This window comes from Acinetobacter sp. ACIN00229, from assembly GCF_016106645.1.
GTDB classification, from domain to species: Bacteria; Pseudomonadota; Gammaproteobacteria; order Pseudomonadales; family Moraxellaceae; genus Acinetobacter; species Acinetobacter oleivorans.
On record NZ_JADWOM010000008.1, the window covers coordinates 67,924 to 84,923 of the forward strand.

General features: G+C 40.1%; 16 protein-coding genes. 8 read left to right on the forward strand and 8 right to left on the reverse strand.

The genetic code is table 11. The annotated features are described in order from the left end of the window. The first annotated feature begins 52 nt into the window (after nucleotides 1-52). On the forward strand, nucleotides 53-898 hold the full coding sequence (locus I7H67_RS09145; RefSeq protein WP_013198245.1) for an IclR family transcriptional regulator: 846 nt from the start codon (nucleotides 53-55) through the stop codon (nucleotides 896-898). Between the two features lie 64 nt (nucleotides 899-962). On the opposite strand, the gene I7H67_RS09150 is transcribed toward I7H67_RS09145, so the two are convergent. Further along, nucleotides 963-1,772, reverse strand: coding sequence for an enoyl-CoA hydratase (locus tag I7H67_RS09150; protein ID WP_198307716.1), 810 nt, complete (start codon nucleotides 1,770-1,772; stop codon nucleotides 963-965). Nucleotides 1,773-2,002: 230 nt separating this feature from the next. Between I7H67_RS09150 and I7H67_RS09155 the strand changes: the two genes are divergently transcribed. After that, entirely contained in the window at nucleotides 2,003-2,974 is a 972-nt protein-coding gene (locus I7H67_RS09155; RefSeq protein WP_198307655.1) for an NAD(P)H-dependent flavin oxidoreductase, read from the forward strand. A 57-nt stretch (nucleotides 2,975-3,031) separates the two neighbouring features. Here I7H67_RS09155 and I7H67_RS09160 read toward each other — a convergent pair whose 3' ends face one another. From I7H67_RS09160 to I7H67_RS09185, 6 genes are all read right to left on the reverse strand, one after another. Then, nucleotides 3,032-4,204, reverse strand: a complete 1,173-nt coding sequence (locus I7H67_RS09160; protein ID WP_198307656.1) for an MFS transporter — start codon at nucleotides 4,202-4,204, stop codon at nucleotides 3,032-3,034. A gap of 64 nt (nucleotides 4,205-4,268) precedes the next feature. Beyond that, nucleotides 4,269-5,111: an IclR family transcriptional regulator gene (locus tag I7H67_RS09165; protein ID WP_009391028.1), complete on the reverse strand. Its 843-nt coding sequence runs from the start codon at nucleotides 5,109-5,111 to the stop codon at nucleotides 4,269-4,271. 109 nt (nucleotides 5,112-5,220) lie between these two features. Further along, nucleotides 5,221-6,426 (reverse strand): 3-oxoadipyl-CoA thiolase, encoded by a 1,206-nt coding sequence (locus I7H67_RS09170; RefSeq protein ID WP_198307657.1) that lies wholly within the window; start codon nucleotides 6,424-6,426, stop codon nucleotides 5,221-5,223. Nucleotides 6,427-6,440: 14 nt separating this feature from the next. Next, a complete protein-coding gene (locus I7H67_RS09175; protein WP_198307658.1) occupies nucleotides 6,441-7,964 on the reverse strand; it encodes a 3-hydroxyacyl-CoA dehydrogenase in 1,524 nt (507 codons plus the stop codon). Nucleotides 7,965-8,025: 61 nt separating this feature from the next. Further along, nucleotides 8,026-8,787, reverse strand: coding sequence for an SDR family oxidoreductase (locus I7H67_RS09180; RefSeq protein WP_198307659.1), 762 nt, complete (start codon nucleotides 8,785-8,787; stop codon nucleotides 8,026-8,028). 29 nt (nucleotides 8,788-8,816) lie between these two features. Then, the gene (locus I7H67_RS09185) at nucleotides 8,817-9,605 is read right to left on the reverse strand and encodes an enoyl-CoA hydratase (protein WP_198307660.1); all 789 of its coding nucleotides are present in this window, start codon (nucleotides 9,603-9,605) and stop codon (nucleotides 8,817-8,819) included. Between the two features lie 311 nt (nucleotides 9,606-9,916). Between I7H67_RS09185 and I7H67_RS09190 the strand changes: the two genes are divergently transcribed. From I7H67_RS09190 to I7H67_RS09215, 6 genes are read left to right on the forward strand one after another with little or no spacing between them, the layout of a single operon-like run. Beyond that, nucleotides 9,917-11,071 (forward strand): acyl-CoA dehydrogenase family protein, encoded by a 1,155-nt coding sequence (locus I7H67_RS09190; protein WP_005304187.1) that lies wholly within the window; start codon nucleotides 9,917-9,919, stop codon nucleotides 11,069-11,071. A gap of 57 nt (nucleotides 11,072-11,128) precedes the next feature. Continuing rightward, complete coding sequence (locus I7H67_RS09195) at nucleotides 11,129-12,412, forward strand: MFS transporter (protein WP_013198238.1); 1,284 nt, start codon at nucleotides 11,129-11,131, stop codon at nucleotides 12,410-12,412. A gap of 47 nt (nucleotides 12,413-12,459) precedes the next feature. After that, the gene (locus tag I7H67_RS09200; RefSeq protein WP_016138551.1) at nucleotides 12,460-13,128 is read left to right on the forward strand and encodes a 3-oxoacid CoA-transferase subunit A; all 669 of its coding nucleotides are present in this window, start codon (nucleotides 12,460-12,462) and stop codon (nucleotides 13,126-13,128) included. After that, nucleotides 13,128-13,781 (forward strand): 3-oxoacid CoA-transferase subunit B, encoded by a 654-nt coding sequence (locus tag I7H67_RS09205; protein WP_016138550.1) that lies wholly within the window; start codon nucleotides 13,128-13,130, stop codon nucleotides 13,779-13,781. Before I7H67_RS09200 ends, I7H67_RS09205 begins: the two co-directional genes overlap by 1 nt. A 37-nt stretch (nucleotides 13,782-13,818) precedes the next feature. Further along, nucleotides 13,819-15,135, forward strand: coding sequence for an outer membrane trimeric porin-like protein DcaP (gene dcaP / locus I7H67_RS09210; protein WP_198307661.1), 1,317 nt, complete (start codon nucleotides 13,819-13,821; stop codon nucleotides 15,133-15,135). A gap of 18 nt (nucleotides 15,136-15,153) precedes the next feature. Next, a complete protein-coding gene (locus tag I7H67_RS09215) occupies nucleotides 15,154-16,371 on the forward strand; it encodes an MFS transporter (RefSeq protein WP_111854962.1) in 1,218 nt (405 codons plus the stop codon). Nucleotides 16,372-16,391: 20 nt separating this feature from the next. Here I7H67_RS09215 and I7H67_RS09220 read toward each other — a convergent pair whose 3' ends face one another. Beyond that, nucleotides 16,392-16,841, reverse strand: coding sequence for a PaaI family thioesterase (locus I7H67_RS09220; RefSeq protein WP_079284144.1), 450 nt, complete (start codon nucleotides 16,839-16,841; stop codon nucleotides 16,392-16,394). Between the last annotated feature and the right edge of the window lie 159 nt (nucleotides 16,842-17,000).

Sequence of the window (17,000 nt, forward strand, 5' to 3'; positions counted from 1 at the left end):
AAAATAGATTATAATTTTCGCAGTGCGAAACAAAATATGGATTGGTATGACAATGAACGATGCAGTTGATGCAGAACCGACAGAAAAATTATTAGCGCCATTAAGGCATGAATTATTACATCCGATTGAAGACATGCAGGATGAAAATGATCGCCAATTTATTACTGCATTAGCACGTGGTTTAGAGCTATTACGTTGTTTTACGCCGAAGCATCAGCATTTGGGCAACCAAGAGCTTGCTCAGATGACAGGTTTGCCAAAACCAACCATTACTCGCCTTACACATACCTTGTCGCGTTTGGGCTATATCAAACAAGTACCTAACTCAAGCAAATTCCAGCTTTCAGTGGGTGTTCTTGCATTTGGTTATTCCATGTTGTCTAACGTGTCGATTCGCTCTATTGCTCATCCATATATGAAAAATTTGGCAGACTATGCGGGCGCTGCTGTTGCAATGGCAACACGTGATCGACTGAATATGATTTATCTTGATGTGGTACAAGGTAAAGGCAATATGACCATGCGCCGTCAAGTCGGAACTTATTTACCGATTCATTTAAGTTCGATGGGACGGGCCTGTTTAGCGGCAATGCCTGAAGATGAACGAGAGTTTTTACTTGATGCCATTCGTAGCAAGCACAAAGAAGACTGGATTAAAATTAACCGTGATCTAGACAAAGCGTTTAAAGACTACCAAGATTTTGGATATTGTTTCTCAATCGGTGAATGGCATAAAGATGTCAATTCGGTTGCAGTTCCTCTTATTCATGAACAACATGGTTTACTGGTGTTCAACTGTGGTGGTCCAAGTTTCATTATGAACCGTGAAAAACTCGAAGAAGATATTGCACCGCGTCTTTTACACATGGTGAATAATATTCGTACCGAGATTAGCTAAACTTATCTGATTCACTTAAAAAAGCCAGCTTTGATTTTCAATGCTGGCTTTTTAGTGGGTGTATCTAGACTGTTTGGCTGTGAAAGTTCGGTTTTCTTTTTTCTTTGAAAGCACTTAATGCTTCTTTAAACTCGGAACCCTGTAAACAGTGTGAGAAAATAGTCGACTCATGGTCAATACGATTGAGTAGATCATCGATTGGCATATCTCTTAGCAATTTTTTACTCAGTTGTAAGGCTTGACTTGGTTTATGAGCAAGTTTAATTGCCACATCTTCAACTACTTGATCCAGCTCAGTTGCTTCAAATATTTCATTCACCAAGCCATAATTTTTTGCTTGGTCTGCCGAAAATTTTTCACCTAATAAAATAATTTCCGAAGCTCGAGCAAAGCCCAATAATCTTGGCAAGATGTAACTTGAACCCGCTTCAGGTACAAGTCCCAAATTCACAAAGGGGAATTGGAAAATAGAGTTTTGGCTTGCATATACAAGGTCACAATGTAGCAGCATAGTGCTGCCAATACCAATTGCCACACCATTTACTTTGGCAATAATTGGTTTTGGAAACGTTGCTAAGCTTTTTAAAAACACAATCGAAGCGGGTGGTTCTGAACTTGATGCGTCGCGTTTTTCAAATGCATTGACATCATTACCACTGGTAAACGAAGAACCTTCACCAGCAAGCACAACGACATGAACCTCTTGATTAGTTGCAGCTTGATCTAATGCCTGACTTAAAGCTGCATACATTTCATAATTAATTGCATTCTTTTTGCTAGGGTTGCTCATGGTAAGCGTTAGTATATGTTTATCTAAACACTCATGGATTGTGCCTGTTTTTAGCTCATTTTGAGTTTTATTGTCCTGCTCCATCATTCATTCCTTTAAATAACTTTCTGTCTAAAAATTAAACTCATTAAAATAATGCTATCGAAAAATAATTCCGTTATCAATTATTTTGTTTTATATTGTGGTATATAATTTTGTATTGTGGAATTTTTAACTTAAATTACTTTAAATGCTGATAGGATTTATGCGTAAATAAGCATCTAGCTCTACTAAGGAAATGAGAAGCTAGCTATAGAACAGTGAGTGGAAAGAATATGAAGACCAAAATTACAGAACTATTTGAAATCGAGCATCCAATTATTCAAGGTGGTATGCATTATGTTGGTTTTGCAGAGCTTGCTGCTGCGGTTTCTAACGCAGGCGGGTTAGGTATTATTACTGGCTTAACTCAGCGTACACCTGAAAATCTAGCAAAAGAAATTGCACGTTGCCGTGAAATGACTGATAAGCCTTTTGGGGTAAATTTAACCTTTTTGCCTACGGTGAATACCCCTGATTATCCGGGTTTTGTAGAGGCAATTATTAAAGGTGGAGTCAAGGTTGTAGAAACAGCAGGGCGTAATCCTGAACAGGTGATGCCATATTTAAAGGCTGCTGGTATTAAAGTAATTCACAAATGTACTTCGGTTCGACATAGCTTAAAAGCTCAGCAAATTGGGTGCGATGCAGTTTCTGTAGATGGATTTGAGTGTGGTGGGCATCCTGGTGAGGATGACGTGCCAAATATGATTTTATTACCTTTAGCTGCCGATACATTAGAAATTCCATTTGTTGCCTCAGGTGGTATGGTAGATGGACGCTCACTCGCCGCTGCTCTAGCAATGGGAGCCGATGGAATTAATATGGGAACGCGTTTTATTGCAACTCAGGAAGCTCCTGTACATGCAAATGTGAAACAGGCGATATTGAATGCAACCGAATTAGATACGCGTTTAATTATGCGGGCATTACGAAACACAGAACGTGTCATGAATAATGCGGCAGTAGAAAAAATCGTGGCAAAAGAAAAAGCGCTAGGCGATAACATTAAATTTGAAGATATTATTGAAGAAGTGGCTGGTGTTTATCCAAAAGTCATGATTGATGGCGATGTTAATGCGGGTGCATGGTCATGCGGTTTAGTCGCAAGCTTGATTCATGATATTCCGACATGCGATGAACTGGTTAGCCGAATTGTTAAAGATGCAGAAGACATTATTCGTGGTCGATTATTAGGGCTTTTATAAGATTTAGCCTAGCTTCATTAACTATAGAGCGTGGTTCAAATAAGATCAGCACAAGTTTTAATTGTGCTGATTTTTTGCATCACTCACACAATAATAAAGACATAAAACGGCAAAAATTAAGCCTAAAATGCAGACACCTGTCCATCCGAAGTGTTTCCAAGCGTAGCTTCCTGCCGTTGTGCCTAAAGCCCCGCCAGCAAAGTAACCAGTCATATAAATCGCATTAAACCGTGAGCGTAATTCTTGATTAAGTTTAAATACAATACTTTGGTTGGTGACATGTACAGCAGAAAGAGAAGCGTAAAGAATGAGTAAAGCAATAATGTAAAAAGCGAAATGGTAGGGTAAAAGTGAAAACAGAACCCAACTTAAAATAAGCCCAATGCCGCAAAAAATCGAAATTTTATGGATATAGCCTTGGTCAATAAATTTACCTGAAAAATTGGCAACAAATGTTCCTAACACCCCAACAAAACTGAAAAGCCCAATGGTAAAGTCGCTAAAAAAGTAAGGCGCTGGAGCTAGAAGCAACGACATGGTGGTAAAGGTTAAACTCACACAAGCAAATGTAAAACCCCCAATATAAGTTCTGGTTCTTAACCGTCGATTTTGAATAAAAACCTGTGGTAAAGAGCGAATAGTTTTTACATAGTTTTCAGATTTAGTCGGTGGAAATAACCCGATATTACGATGCAAAATAAAGGCAATAACAAGTAATAGAAAACCACTGACCAGATAAATAATATTCCAAGCGAAAAGCGTAGACATCAGCCCTGAAAGGGAACGGGCGAGTAAAACACCCATCATCAGTCCGCTCAGTAAAAAGCCGACCACACGGCCGCTTTGTTGAATCGGAACCAGACTTGCAGCAAGCGGTAACAATAGTTGGGCTGAACTTGAAAATAGACCAGTAATGACGGTGCCAAGCAATAAAAGATAAATATTGTGAGAAAAACCGCTAATAATTAATCCACTTGAAGCCAATAACATAAAGATAAATAGTAGCTTGCGCTTTTCTATTATGTCCCCTAATGGCATTAAAAAGAGTAAGCCACATGCGTAGGTGATTTGGGCTAGAGTCGGCACCCACGCTGTAGTTGTTTCAGTTAAATTTAGGCTTACACTAATTGAATGAATAAGTGGCTGACTAAAATAATTTCCGCCTGTACAAATGCCTGCTGCAATTGCCATTAAAATAATGGTTGGGGTATAGAGTGCGTTTTTCATCATGCCTATAGTCATAATGAAAGTGGAACTTTAATCAACACAACCATGACTGTTTTAAGTATGGTTATTAGTGCGTTTCATTCAAGGCATCTTGAATATTGTGCACCATGTGGATTAAACGTGGTCCAATTTCACCTTCAAGTTTTTCGGGATTTAAATGAAAACTTGGTGCACCACAGTTAAAAACATAAAGACCATGTTTGGAGCTGACCAAAGGTACAGCCACCGAGTTCACTTCTTTATGCCACTCGCCTAAAGACAAACAATATCCATAATCTTGATAATCACGGAAAGCTCGTTCTAAAGAGCGTTTTATAGCTGGCCAGTTTTCGGGGTTCTTTTGTTTCAACGCATCAAGTAGAAAGTTGCGCTCACGTTCAGGAGTCGCAGCCAAGCATGCTCGTCCCATAGAACTGCTATGCAGTGGTAAAGTCGAACCAATTGGGCGGCGCATATTTAAGGCTGTTTCAATTTGCACAACATCGATATACACCATATTTAAGCGGTCACGCGTTGCCATTGCCACAGGGGCCTGAACATACTGACTCAATTCTTCCATATATTGATGAGCAATATTACGAATTGAGATGTTAGATAATGCTGCATATCCTAAAGATAAAACACCAATGTCTAATGTGTATTTGGTTGAGTTAGGCAATTGTTTTAAATAGCCTAATGACACAAGGGTATTGGTAATACGTGCAATGGTCGGTTTAGGTAAACCTGTCATTTTTGCTAATTCTTGGTTACCGAGCACCTGATTATTTGCAGAAAAGCATCTTAAAAGTTCTAAACCGCGCGCTAAAGAAGCAATAAATTGTGGGTTATTTTCCCGATGTATATGCGAAATAGGATCTAAACGTATCTCATCAAAATTTATTGGTTTTTCAGTTTCCGTGTTTTGAGACATTCGATCCTCAAATATAATTAAAGCAATAGTTTTGCCATTATATTTCGCTCTGCAAAATAAATCCATTCATCACTGCGCTGTTGTGATGAATGGATATCTGGTTCAATGGTTATGAAACGTTTTCAATCACCATTGCAAGGCCTTGACCTACACCAATACAGAGACTCACCACGGCATATTTCTTCTTACGGCGAATTAACTCACGGGCTACTGTTAAGCTAAGACGAGCGCCAGAGGCACCAAGTGGATGACCCACAGCAATTGCACCACCGTTCGGGTTCACACGCGGGTCATTAAAATCAACATTTAAGCCTTTTAAACAAGATAAAACCTGTGAAGCAAAGGCTTCATTAATTTCAATAATATCCATGTCATCTAAAGTAAGCCCAGCACGAGCAACGGCTTTTTTAATGGCTTCGATCGGGCCTGCACCCATAATGCGTGGCTCAATACCAGCTGCTGCTGCTGACAAGATTTTTGCCATTGGTTTTAGGCCATATTTTTGACCTGCTGCTTCTGAACCAATCAACAGGGCTGCTGCACCATCATTAATACCTGAGGCATTACCAGCAGTGACCACGCCACCTTCAAAGAGTGGTTTTAACTTTGTGAGTACTTCAACAGTTGAGCTTGGGCGAGGGTGTTCATCTTCTGAAACGAGTTTAGGTGGCAATTTTTTGCCTTGGAAAACCTCAATTGGCGTAATTTCATCGGCAAAGAATCCTTCTTCTTTGGCTTTTTGATATTTAGCTTGTGATTGGGCTGCAAATAAGTCTGCTTGCTCACGACTAATACCAAAATCGGCTGCGACGTTATCACCCGTTTCAGGCATTGAATGACCGCCGTACTGAGCAATAATTTTTTTATTTGGAAAACGAGAGCCAATTGTGGTGTCATAAATTTTTACATCACGGCTATAAGCACTTTCCGCTTTACCCATCACAAAAGGTGCGCGAGACATACTTTCTACACCTCCTGCAATATAGAGTTCGCCTTCACCACAAGTAATAGCGCGTGCTGAGTCAATGACCGCACCTAACCCACTAGCACATAAGCGGTTTACTGTCTGGCCCGGTACAGTGACAGGTAATCCTGCAAGTAACAGCGCGTTTCGTGCCACATTACGACTGTCTTCACCCGCTTGGTTGGTATCGCCTAAAATCACATCTTCAATATCAGCACCCGGAACACCAGTTTTTTCTAGTAGTTTTTGAATGACAGTTGCGGCTAAATCATCAGGGCGAATTGAGGCAAGTTCACCCGCATGACGGCCAAATGGACTACGTAAACCATCATAAATATATGCATTTAACATTGAGAAATTCCTTTTCAAGACTCGTGAGTAAAAGTAAGAGGTAAATGAAGTGCGACACGACGCTGTAACCATGGGCTAGGGCGGTAACGTGGGTCATGCGTAAGTGCTGTTATACGGTTCAGAATGAGTAAGATTTTTTCGCTGCCGACTTGATCACCCCATTCAATTGGGCCAAATGGATAGCCTAAGCCCAGACGTACCGCGGCATTAATATCATCTACAGTGGCAACATTTTGCTGGGCAATATCGCAGCCTAGATTAATCACCATCGCTAAAACACGCTGTGCAACAAAGCCAATACTTTCATTAATCATACTCACCAAATTTCCATCTAAATTGAAAATAGAGTGCGCGGCTTGTCGGTATTCAGGTTTGGTAATAAGTGAAGGCATTAAGGTTCGATGCTTTGCAATGCCATAAAGCATGTCTATAGCAACAGCTTGCGCAGGATTAACCCCAATCCGAGTAGCCGCTTGAGTTGTATCTTCACCGTAACAAGCGAGTAAACATAAACTATCTGTTTGAGGTTCAGGATGAGTGTCTAAGGCAATATTTTGCTGAGTTAAATAATCTTCAAGCTGTTTTTTATCATCTAAGAAATCGGCAGCGATCCAAACTTTTGGATATTGTGCTAAACGCTCTACAAACTTCACAGGTTGTTCACCTGTTTTTGAACCAGTTTCATAGTTATAAAAACCTTGATTAACTTTACGTCCAAGTTGTTTGGCATCTAGCATTTGTTTGGTGAGCGGGTTTGGTTTGTAGCGGGCTTCTTCATAGTATTGGTGATAAATCGACTCCATGACTGGATGAGAAACATCAAGGCCTGTTAAATCAAGTAATTCAAAAGGACCCATTCTAAAACCAACGCCGTCACGTAAAATTCGGTCAATTTCACTAATGTCACAAACGTTTTCATTTAAAATTTTGAGTGCTTCAGTTCCATAAGCCCGACCAGCATGATTAATAATAAATCCAGGGGTGTCCTTCGCTACAACAGGGCGATGACCAAATGCGCGAGACAGATCATTTAAGGTATCAATAATAAGTGGGTCAGTTTTTAAACCACGAATCACCTCGACTACTTTCATGAGTGGAACGGGGTTAAAGAAGTGATAACCCACAACACGTTCAGGTTTTTTGCAGTTTGCCGCAATCGCTGTAATAGACAGAGAAGAGGTGTTTGAGGCTAAAATAGTATTATCTGAAACAACGTCTTCAAGCTGCTGCATCAAGCTTTGTTTAATATCGAGGCGTTCAACAATTGCTTCTACAATCAGGTCGCAATTTTTTAAATCTTCAATTTGATGAGCAACAACTAAATGGTTATTTGCCGCTGCTGCTTGCGCAGACGTAATCTTATTTTTGTCGACTAACTTTTGAAATGTGGCAGCCAGTTTTTCTTTGGCCTGTTCTGCTGCACCTGCTTTGGCATCATATAAATAAGTGGTATGACCTGACTGCGCAGCAATTTGAGCAATGCCACTGCCCATAATACCGACACCAATCACAGCCATGCTTTTAATATCATAAGTCATGTCGATCATCCTGATGATTAATCTATATTTGAAATTAAACGGAAAAATAGGGTTGGGTAATTTAGCTTAAGCACTGTTTATCACCGTCAATGGGTAAGATTTGACCTGAAATTGAGCGACCACTGTCTGACGCTATAAATAGGCATAAATCTGCAATATGCTTTGGATTGACAAAATATTTGAGCGACTGATTTTTCAGTGCATTTTGAGTCACTTCTTCAAGTGAGGTATTTGCTACATCGGCGCGGGCCTGTAATACGCGTTGAACCCGATCACCATCGACTGCACCCGGAAGAATAGCGTTTACTCGAATATTGTCTGCACCAAATTCCATAGAAAGCGTTTTGGTAAAACCGATCAGTCCCCATTTTGAGGTGGAATAGGCTAATCGGTATGGATAGCCTAAGCGGCCAGCAATAGATGACATATTAATAATTACGCCTGCCTGTGCTTTCCTTAAATAGGGAATGGCTAACTGGGTAATTAAAAAAGTGCTATTCAGGTTTAAATTAATAACAGTATTCCAATTTTCAAAACTTAGCTCATCTGCTGCAACGGTCGGGCCTGAAATGCCTGTGTTATTGACTAAAATATCAATACCGCCAAGTTTCTGAATTGCTTGGCTAAACATGAGTTTAATTTGTTCATGATCAGCCAAATCACAGGCATGTATATGCAGCTTTGGATAATCTTGTTGAAATTGTTCTAGGCTTTTAGCATTAATATCGCAAACAAAAACTTCATCATGATTGTTTAAAAATGCTTCAGCAATGCATCGTCCAATCCCTGAACCACCTGCACTAATTAATACTTTTCTGGTCATATTCATTCCTTTGTTATTATGGTTTTGAGTTATTTACCTTGATAAGACGGTTTACGCTTCTCGATAAAAGCTTGAACGCCTTCATTTTTATCTTCGGTAGAGAACAGCAGTTGGAATGCTTTACGCTCTAGGGTTAAGCCAGCATTTAATGGAACATCTTCACTCATGAGTGCAACTTCTTTAATTTGTTGCAAGGCGATAGGAGGCATTTTTGCTAGGCTTTGCGCCATTTGAATCGCAGTTGGAATAGTTTGGTCATCTTCTGTGACTTGTGAAACAAGACCGATGGTATAAGCTTCTTCTGCTTTCACCATGGCACCTGTCATAATCATGCGCATGGCATGAAATTTACCCACAGCGCGAAACAAACGTTGTGTACCACCAGCACCCGGCATTAAACCAACCTTAATTTCCGGTTGGCCAAAGGTTGCGCCTTTACCTGCAATAATAATGTCAGCGTGCATTGCAAGTTCGCAGCCACCACCTAATGCATAACCATTTACAGCAGCAATCACTGGTTTAGGGCACTGAGCAATCGCGTTCCAATAACGTTCCGTATGACGCAATAGCATTTCTGTAGAAGTTGCGGTTGCCATTTCTTTTAGATCTGCACCTGCGGCAAAGACCTCTTCACCACCTGTGAGCACAACTGCATTGATCTCATCGTTAAAACTTAATTCGGTAAAAGTTTGCGCTAGTTGTTTGCGAACCTCTGTATTCAATGCATTTTTTGCTTCAGGTCGGTTAATTTTAACAACTGCTATTTTTTGAATAGAAAAGTCGACTTCTACGAAATTATTCCCTATTGATACACTCATTTTTGAATTCCTTGTTTCGCACATCAAAATTATATTCCTTTTATGATGCTTATTTTGGAATTTATTTCAAGTCTTATTTAACCCATTAGAGCAATTATGATTTATTAAATAAGCTAAGTGTTTGATATTACGTAATGGTGTATTTTTAAATTTCGTTTAACGAAATTAATTTTCAAAAAAGCTTGAAATTTGTATTTTCGTTCTCGTACTATGAAACACATCCGCAGTAAACAAGATTTAAAACATGGTATCCAGACAAGCTGGAGATGGCTGATGGGTGCGATGGAAATACATAAAAAGGGAGATCACAGATGATCCGTGATGAAGGGATGTTGGAGCAGTTACTTTCAACAATTCGAGATTTTGTAAAAAATGAATTGATCCCTCGTGAAAACGAAGTGGTAGAGAAAGACAAAATTCCAGATGATATTGTGCAGCAAATGCGTGAGCTTGGTTTGTTCGGCCTCACAATTCCCGAAGAGTATGGCGGCCTAGGCATCACCATGGAAGAGGAAGTCAGAGTTGCATTTGAACTTGGGCAAACTTCACCGGCTTTTCGCTCTTTAATTGGTACCAATAACGGTATTGGCTCAAGTGCAATTTTGATTGATGGCACAGAAGAGCAAAAGCAAAAATATTTACCGCGTTATGCAAGTGGCGAAATTATTGGTTCATTTTGTTTAACCGAGCCTGAATCTGGTTCTGATGCTGCCTCTTTAAAAACCAGTGCAGTAAAAGATGGTGATTTTTATGTGTTAAACGGTACCAAACGTTTTATTACCAATGCGCCCCATGCTGCAACTTTCACTGTAATGGCTCGAACTAATCCTGAAATTAAAGGGTCTGGTGGCATTTCAGCTTTTTTAGTTGAGGCCAATACACCAGGCATTACGTTAGGCAAAATTGACCAAAAAATGGGGCAAAAGGGTTCGCACACCTGTGATGTGATTTTTGAAAATTGCCGTGTGCCTGCTTCTGCATTGATTGGTGGCGTAGAAGGTGTCGGTTTTAAAACGGCCATGAAAGTGCTTGATAAAGGGCGTTTGCACATTGGTGCCTATAGCGTGGGTGTTGCCGAACGCATGTTAAACGACGCATTGCACTATGCGATTGAGCGTAAACAGTTTGGTCAGCCTATTGCAAACTTCCAGTTGATTCAAGCGATGCTTGCTGACTCAAAGGCCGAGATTTATGCAGCTAAATGTATGGTTTTAGATGCAGCTCGCCGCCGTGATAATGGCGAAAACATTAGTACAGAAGCGTCTTGCGCAAAAATGTTTGCAACTGAAATGTGCGGACGCGTTGCTGACCGCTGTGTACAGATTCACGGTGGAGCGGGTTATATCAGTGAATATGCCATTGAGCGCTTTTATCGCGATGTGCGTTTGTTCCGTTTATATGAAGGAACCACGCAAGTTCAACAAATTATTATTGCCAAAAACATGATTAGGGAAGCTACTACCTAATAAAAAACAAATGCCATGAGGCATTGGATGCCTCATGTTCCTTCTGAGGATATGGACATGACAACAGAAACAGTTGCACAAAATACGGCTAGCAGTGAAGCTATCCAGACACCAAAAAAGATTTGGATTACCGCATTTATATTCGCTTTTTTAACATTGTTGTGTGATGGGGCAGACTTAGGTTTTTTGGCATTAAGCCTGACCAGTCTTAAAACAGAATTTCATTTAACGGGTGTACAAGCCGGAACATTAGGCAGTTTAACACTTTTAGGTTCAGCAATTGGTGGCTTGATTGGTGGTTGGGCTTGTGACCGTTTTGGGCGGGTCCGCATTATCGTGTTCTTTATTGCTTATTCTTCAGTTTTAACCAGCGCACTGGGTTTTACTGATTCTTATATGCAATTTGCAGTTTTAAGAACTTTTGGAGCGATGGGTTTAGGTGCGCTCTATATTGCTTGTAATATTTTAATGTCAGAAATGGTGCCAACCAAACATCGCTCGACTGTTTTGGCTACCCTTATGACGGGTTATACCTTAGGTTCCTTGCTAGCGACCTTATTAGCAGGACATATTATTCCTGAACACGGATGGCGTTTCCTATACTGGATTGCGATTACGCCTGTGGTGTTGTCAATTTTAATGCACTTTTGTGTACCTGAACCTGAGTCTTGGAAAAAAGCACGTCAATTAAAAGCGCTAGAGGTCGCTCAAAGTAACCAACCTAAAAAACGTCAAAACCCATATCTTGAAATTTTAAGAGATAAGAAACATGGCACCATGTTTGTTCTTTGGATTATTAGTACAGGTGCATTGCAGTTTGGTTATTACGGCGTAAGTAACTGGTTACCAGCTTATTTAGAGTCTGATCTTGGCATCAAATTTAAAGAAATGGCCATGTATATGGTCGGTACTTTCCTAATTATGATGTTTGCCAAAGTAATTGCAGGGATCGTTGCCGACAAATTAGGGCGCCGCGCTGTATTTGCTTTCGGAACCATTGGTACAGCCTTATTTATTCCGGTCATTGTCTATTTAAATACACCAACCAATATTTTATGGATGATGCTGTTCTTCGGTTTCCTTTACGGTATTCCATACGCAATTAATGCTACCTATATGACAGAAAGTTTCCCGACTTCAATTCGAGGTTCGGCAGTGGGTGGTGCTTATAACATTGGCAAAGTACTTTCTATTTTCTCTCCATTAACAATTGGTTTTCTATCGCAGAACGGTTCTATTGGCTTAGGGCTTTTGGTGATGGCTGCGGCTTATTTTATCTGCGGGGTAATTCCCTTGTTATTTATTAAAGACCGACTATTTAACCCGCAAAAGGCAGAGTGACAGATCAATCTGTCACCTTAAATTAAGGATGAAAAGGGACAAGTGAGATGATAAATAAAATCACCAGTGACATTGAACCGATTTTAAAAGCTATTCCTGATGGAGCAACCATCATGACAGGCGGGTTTGGTGTGACGGGGCAACCTGCTGAATTAATTGAAGCCTTAATCGATTTAGGAAAAAAAGAACTGACCATTGTAAATAACAATGCAGCTTCTGGTGATCGTGGTTTAACAAATCTGATTATTGCGGGTTGCGTTAAAAAAATGATTTGTTCATTTCCGAAATCTGCTGGATCAACTGTTTTTCAAGACTTATATCGAGCTGGAAAAATTGAGTTGGAACTGGTTCCGCAAGGTAATTTGGCATGTCGTATTCAGGCTGCTGGCGCAGGCTTAGGCGCTATTTTTACTCCGACTGGTTATGGCACCAAAGTTGCCGAGGGTAAAGAAACCCGAACCATTAACGGTAAAAACTATGTGCTTGAATATCCACTTGAAGCTGATTTTGCACTGATTTATGCCGATAAAGCTGACCGCTGGGGTAATTTAACTTACCGCAAAGCAGCCCGTAATTTTGGGCCAATTATGGCAAAAGCCGCCAAGACCACGATTGTTCAAGTGAATGACACCGTAGAACTAGGAACGCTTGATCCAGAGTGCATTATTACACCGGGAATTTTTGTTCAGCACATTGTAAAAGTAGGAGATATCTAATGTCAGTTCAAAAGCGTTCTCGTGAAGATATTGCCAAACTCATTGCCAACGACATTCCGGAAGGTTCTTATGTCAATTTAGGGATTGGCTTACCGACCAACGTTGCTAAATTTTTGCCCAAAGACAAAGAAATCTTTTTACATTCAGAAAATGGTGTCTTGGCTTTTGGGCCGCCGCCACAACCTGGTGAAGAAGACCAAGATTTAGTCAATGCTGGAAAAGAACTTGTTACTTTGTTGGACGGTGGGTGCTTTATGCATCATGGTGACTCATTTGACATTATGCGTGGCGGCCATCTGGACATTTGTGTAATTGGTGCATTCCAAGTTGCGGTAAATGGAGACTTAGCAAACTGGCATACCGGTAAAGCAGATGATGTACCCGCGGTCGGCGGTGCTATGGATTTGGCAGTCGGCGCGAAAACGATTTATGTCTATATGGAACATGTCACTAAAAAAGGTGAGTCCAAAATTGTAAAAGAACTGAGCTATCCAATGACTGGTGAGCAATGTGTAAACCGTATTTATACCGATTTATGCATTATTGAACTCAAAGACCAAAAAGCTTATGTCACAGAAATGGTGGAAGGCCTAAGTTTTGATGAATTACAAGCAGTCACAGACTGTGAACTAATCGATGCACGTGTAGCCTAAATACACACGGAAAAAATGCTTCTTTAAGGATTAAAAGATGAAAAAATTAATTTTAGCCGCAGCTTGCGCTGCGGCTTCAGGGACTATTTTTGCAAATTCTTCAGACACCACAGAACAAAGAATTAATTTGCTAGAAACCGAGCTGCAAAAATTAAAAGCAGAACTTGCTGCTCAGAAACAAACTCAAAATAATTTACAAGTCAAACAGGTAAAGATTGAAGAGAACATCGAAAAAACTAAGGCAACGGTTACAGAAAAGCCTGTTGCTCCTTCGTGGGTCACTTGGACAGATAATGTGAAGGTTTACGGTATTGCCCGTGTTGACGCAGCAGTTGATTTTAAATCATCACCAGACTCGGGCGGTAGAACAACTAGCAGTCTGTACCGAACACCTTTTGAAAGTGAAAAACGTTCAAATCATGCACGTTCCGATGCCATGATTAATGCAAGCCGATTGGGCGTTTATTTTAATAGCCCTAATAAAGCAGTAACGGGCAATATTGAAGCCGATTTCTTTGATAGCTCTAACATGGGAACAGGGGATGGTAAATTCCGTATCCGTCATGCTTTTTTCACTTATAAAGACTGGACCTTTGGCCAAACATGGTCACTCATGTCTAACATGGAAACCCGTACTGAAGCTGTCGATTACACCCAATTTGTAGGAACTTCCTATACACGGACTCCACAAATTCGCTATGACTGGAAAATTGATGCCAATAATGATTTAAAAGTAGCCTTGGAATATACAGGTTCGAGAGTCTCGGCATTTCCAACTTTAACGGGGCGCTATAGCTTTAAACAAGGGCCTTTAACGGCACTTGCTCAAGGTTTTATTAATGAAAAATCTACAGATGTCGCAACTGCCACGGTTAAGAAAGTAAGCTGGGGCGCTGGAGGCGGCTTAAAATATCAATTAACACCTCAGCAGTCGGTACAAGCAAATTATCAATATATTGTTGGTGATCAAAAATTTATGCCGTACACCACCCAAAGTGGTTTGGCAAATTCAACAAATTTAAATGCCGCGGGTGATTTCTCTTTAAATGAAGACAAAACAGATTTGGTTATGAATAAGTTGAATAGCATCAATATTGGTTATTCATATAAATTCAATGAGCAATGGCGTGCAAACTTATCGGCTTCAATGTTTGATTATGATGACGACACTGCTTATGCCAAACTCAACCCAGATGCCAACAAACGTCTAACGGACTACGCAGCTAACGTCTTTTATTCACCGATTGAGCAAATGGATATTGGTATGGAATATCATCAAGGCAAACGAGAAGTATTTGATGGCAGAACCGCTGATGTATCACGCGTAAACTTTGTATCGATGTATAAATTTTAAAATAGGGCGTAGTTAAAAATGGAAAAAATAGTTGAGCCCAATGCAGAAAATATACTGTCAAAAAGCTTTATTTTTATCATGGCAATGACATGTGGAATTTGTGCGGGTTCAAACTATTATAACCAGCCCTTAATCTATTCAATTGCGGAAGCATTAAAAGTTAATGCCGATCAAGTTGCTTTAACTATTGTGATTAGCCAACTGTCATATGCAGTTGGCCTTTTTATATTAGTTCCTTTAGGCGACTTCTTTGAAAAGCGCAGTTATATTTGCTTGCTCATGTGTTGTACGGGGCTTGCACAAGTAGGGTTATCCTTAAGTCAAACCTTGCCAGCTTTATATGGCTTTACCTTTTTAGCCACATTCTTTTCAATTGCGACTCAAGTTTTAGTTCCTTTCGCCGCAGGTCTAGCTAGTCCGAAAAAAAGCCCTCAAGTTGTAGGCACTCTCATGAGTGGTTTATTTTTGGGAATATTATTGGCGCGTTCTATTGCAGGCTTGCTTTCTACAGTTTGGTCTTGGCATGCGGTTTATTTAATTAGCGGAATTGTCATTTTGGTGTTTGCTTGGGTGATGTGGGTGAAGTTGCCAGTTGCACGTAAGTCTCACCAACTCAATATTCTACAGATTTATGGTTCACTATTTTCATTAGCAGCTCATCAGCCTCATTTACTGCGCCGTGGTTTGGCGGGGGGAATTGGCTTTGGTATTTTGGCTCTGATTTTTACTACCATGACTTTTATTTTGGCGAATGAGCCTTATCACTTTAACGATTTCCAGATTGGTTTATTTGGGATTGTTGGACTGGCAGGTGTGTTTGCGACCCCTTGGGCAGGTAAGAAAATTGCGGCAGGGCTTGAAAATAAAATTGCAGTGATTTGCATGGGGCTATTAATAAGTGCATGGATACCACTATTTTTTGCACAGCAGTCTCTGGTGGCCTACGCTGTAGGGGTTGTTATGGCGTACTTTGGTTTATCGGCATTTCATGTGCTTAACCAAAATCTGGTCTACCGAATTTCGGCCGAGGCACGTTCACGTATTAACTCAATTTATATGACCTTATATTTTGGTGGAGCCGCCTTAGGTTCTTTTATTGCAGTTTATGCATGGAAACACTGGGGATGGGAAGCGTGTGCTGCTTTAGGTTTAGCGATGGCAATATTAAGTTTTATGATTGATCGCTTAGATTTTTATGAAATGAACAAAATTGCAAAGCAAGAAAAAGCTCCATAAACAGGAGCTTCAATATTTTATTATTTGCGAATAATCATTAAGGTTGCCGAGGCAAAAGCATACACTTTGCCGTTCTCATCTACGATTTTTCCTTCGGTACTAATAATATTCCGGCCCGCATTAATTAATTCGGCTGTCGCATAGTAAGATGTATCAACTTGCATGGGGCGGATCATTTTTACATTTAAATCAATGGTTCCATAGCCAACGCCATGTTCAAGTAAAGTGTGAGCTGCGCTACCTGTTGCTGTATCTAAAGCTGTGGCGCAAAAGCCGCCGTGTACACCGCCTTGAATATTTCTATGTTCTTTGCGAGGGGTAACTTTATAAGTTGCTTTACCTTCGGAAACTTCAACGAGTTCCATTGGTATGGTGTGAGCCATAGGTGATGGAGAAACTTCACCATTTTTTAAAGCGGTTAAAAACTCAAGACCTGTGTATTTCGGGCTTTCCATAAATCGTCCTTGGATGATTAAGCAATCTAATCACAATACTATAAATTGAATTTTTACGAAATAACATTTTGCAATACAAAATTTAAAGTTATTCTAATTAAGCAATGCTAATTACTTTTTATTCTATATTTACATTTTAAAACAAGTATTTATGTTTTATATCTATTCCTGAGT

Bases quoted from the DNA above. Each gene is read 5' to 3' on its own strand.
- I7H67_RS09145 (WP_013198245.1), top strand. From the start codon at position 53: ATGAACGATGCAGTTGATGCAGAACCGACAGAAAAATTATTAGCGCCA.
- I7H67_RS09150 (WP_198307716.1), bottom strand. From the start codon at position 1,772: ATGGAGCAGGACAATAAAACTCAAAATGAGCTAAAAACAGGCACAATC.
- I7H67_RS09155 (WP_198307655.1), top strand. From the start codon at position 2,003: ATGAAGACCAAAATTACAGAACTATTTGAAATCGAGCATCCAATTATT.
- I7H67_RS09160 (WP_198307656.1), bottom strand. From the start codon at position 4,204: ATGATGAAAAACGCACTCTATACCCCAACCATTATTTTAATGGCAATT.
- I7H67_RS09165 (WP_009391028.1), bottom strand. From the start codon at position 5,111: ATGTCTCAAAACACGGAAACTGAAAAACCAATAAATTTTGATGAGATA.
- I7H67_RS09170 (WP_198307657.1), bottom strand. From the start codon at position 6,426: ATGTTAAATGCATATATTTATGATGGTTTACGTAGTCCATTTGGCCGT.
- I7H67_RS09175 (WP_198307658.1), bottom strand. From the start codon at position 7,964: ATGACTTATGATATTAAAAGCATGGCTGTGATTGGTGTCGGTATTATG.
- I7H67_RS09180 (WP_198307659.1), bottom strand. From the start codon at position 8,787: ATGACCAGAAAAGTATTAATTAGTGCAGGTGGTTCAGGGATTGGACGA.
- I7H67_RS09185 (WP_198307660.1), bottom strand. From the start codon at position 9,605: ATGAGTGTATCAATAGGGAATAATTTCGTAGAAGTCGACTTTTCTATT.
- I7H67_RS09190 (WP_005304187.1), top strand. From the start codon at position 9,917: ATGATCCGTGATGAAGGGATGTTGGAGCAGTTACTTTCAACAATTCGA.
- I7H67_RS09195 (WP_013198238.1), top strand. From the start codon at position 11,129: ATGACAACAGAAACAGTTGCACAAAATACGGCTAGCAGTGAAGCTATC.
- I7H67_RS09200 (WP_016138551.1), top strand. From the start codon at position 12,460: ATGATAAATAAAATCACCAGTGACATTGAACCGATTTTAAAAGCTATT.
- I7H67_RS09205 (WP_016138550.1), top strand. From the start codon at position 13,128: ATGTCAGTTCAAAAGCGTTCTCGTGAAGATATTGCCAAACTCATTGCC.
- dcaP (WP_198307661.1), top strand. From the start codon at position 13,819: ATGAAAAAATTAATTTTAGCCGCAGCTTGCGCTGCGGCTTCAGGGACT.
- I7H67_RS09215 (WP_111854962.1), top strand. From the start codon at position 15,154: ATGGAAAAAATAGTTGAGCCCAATGCAGAAAATATACTGTCAAAAAGC.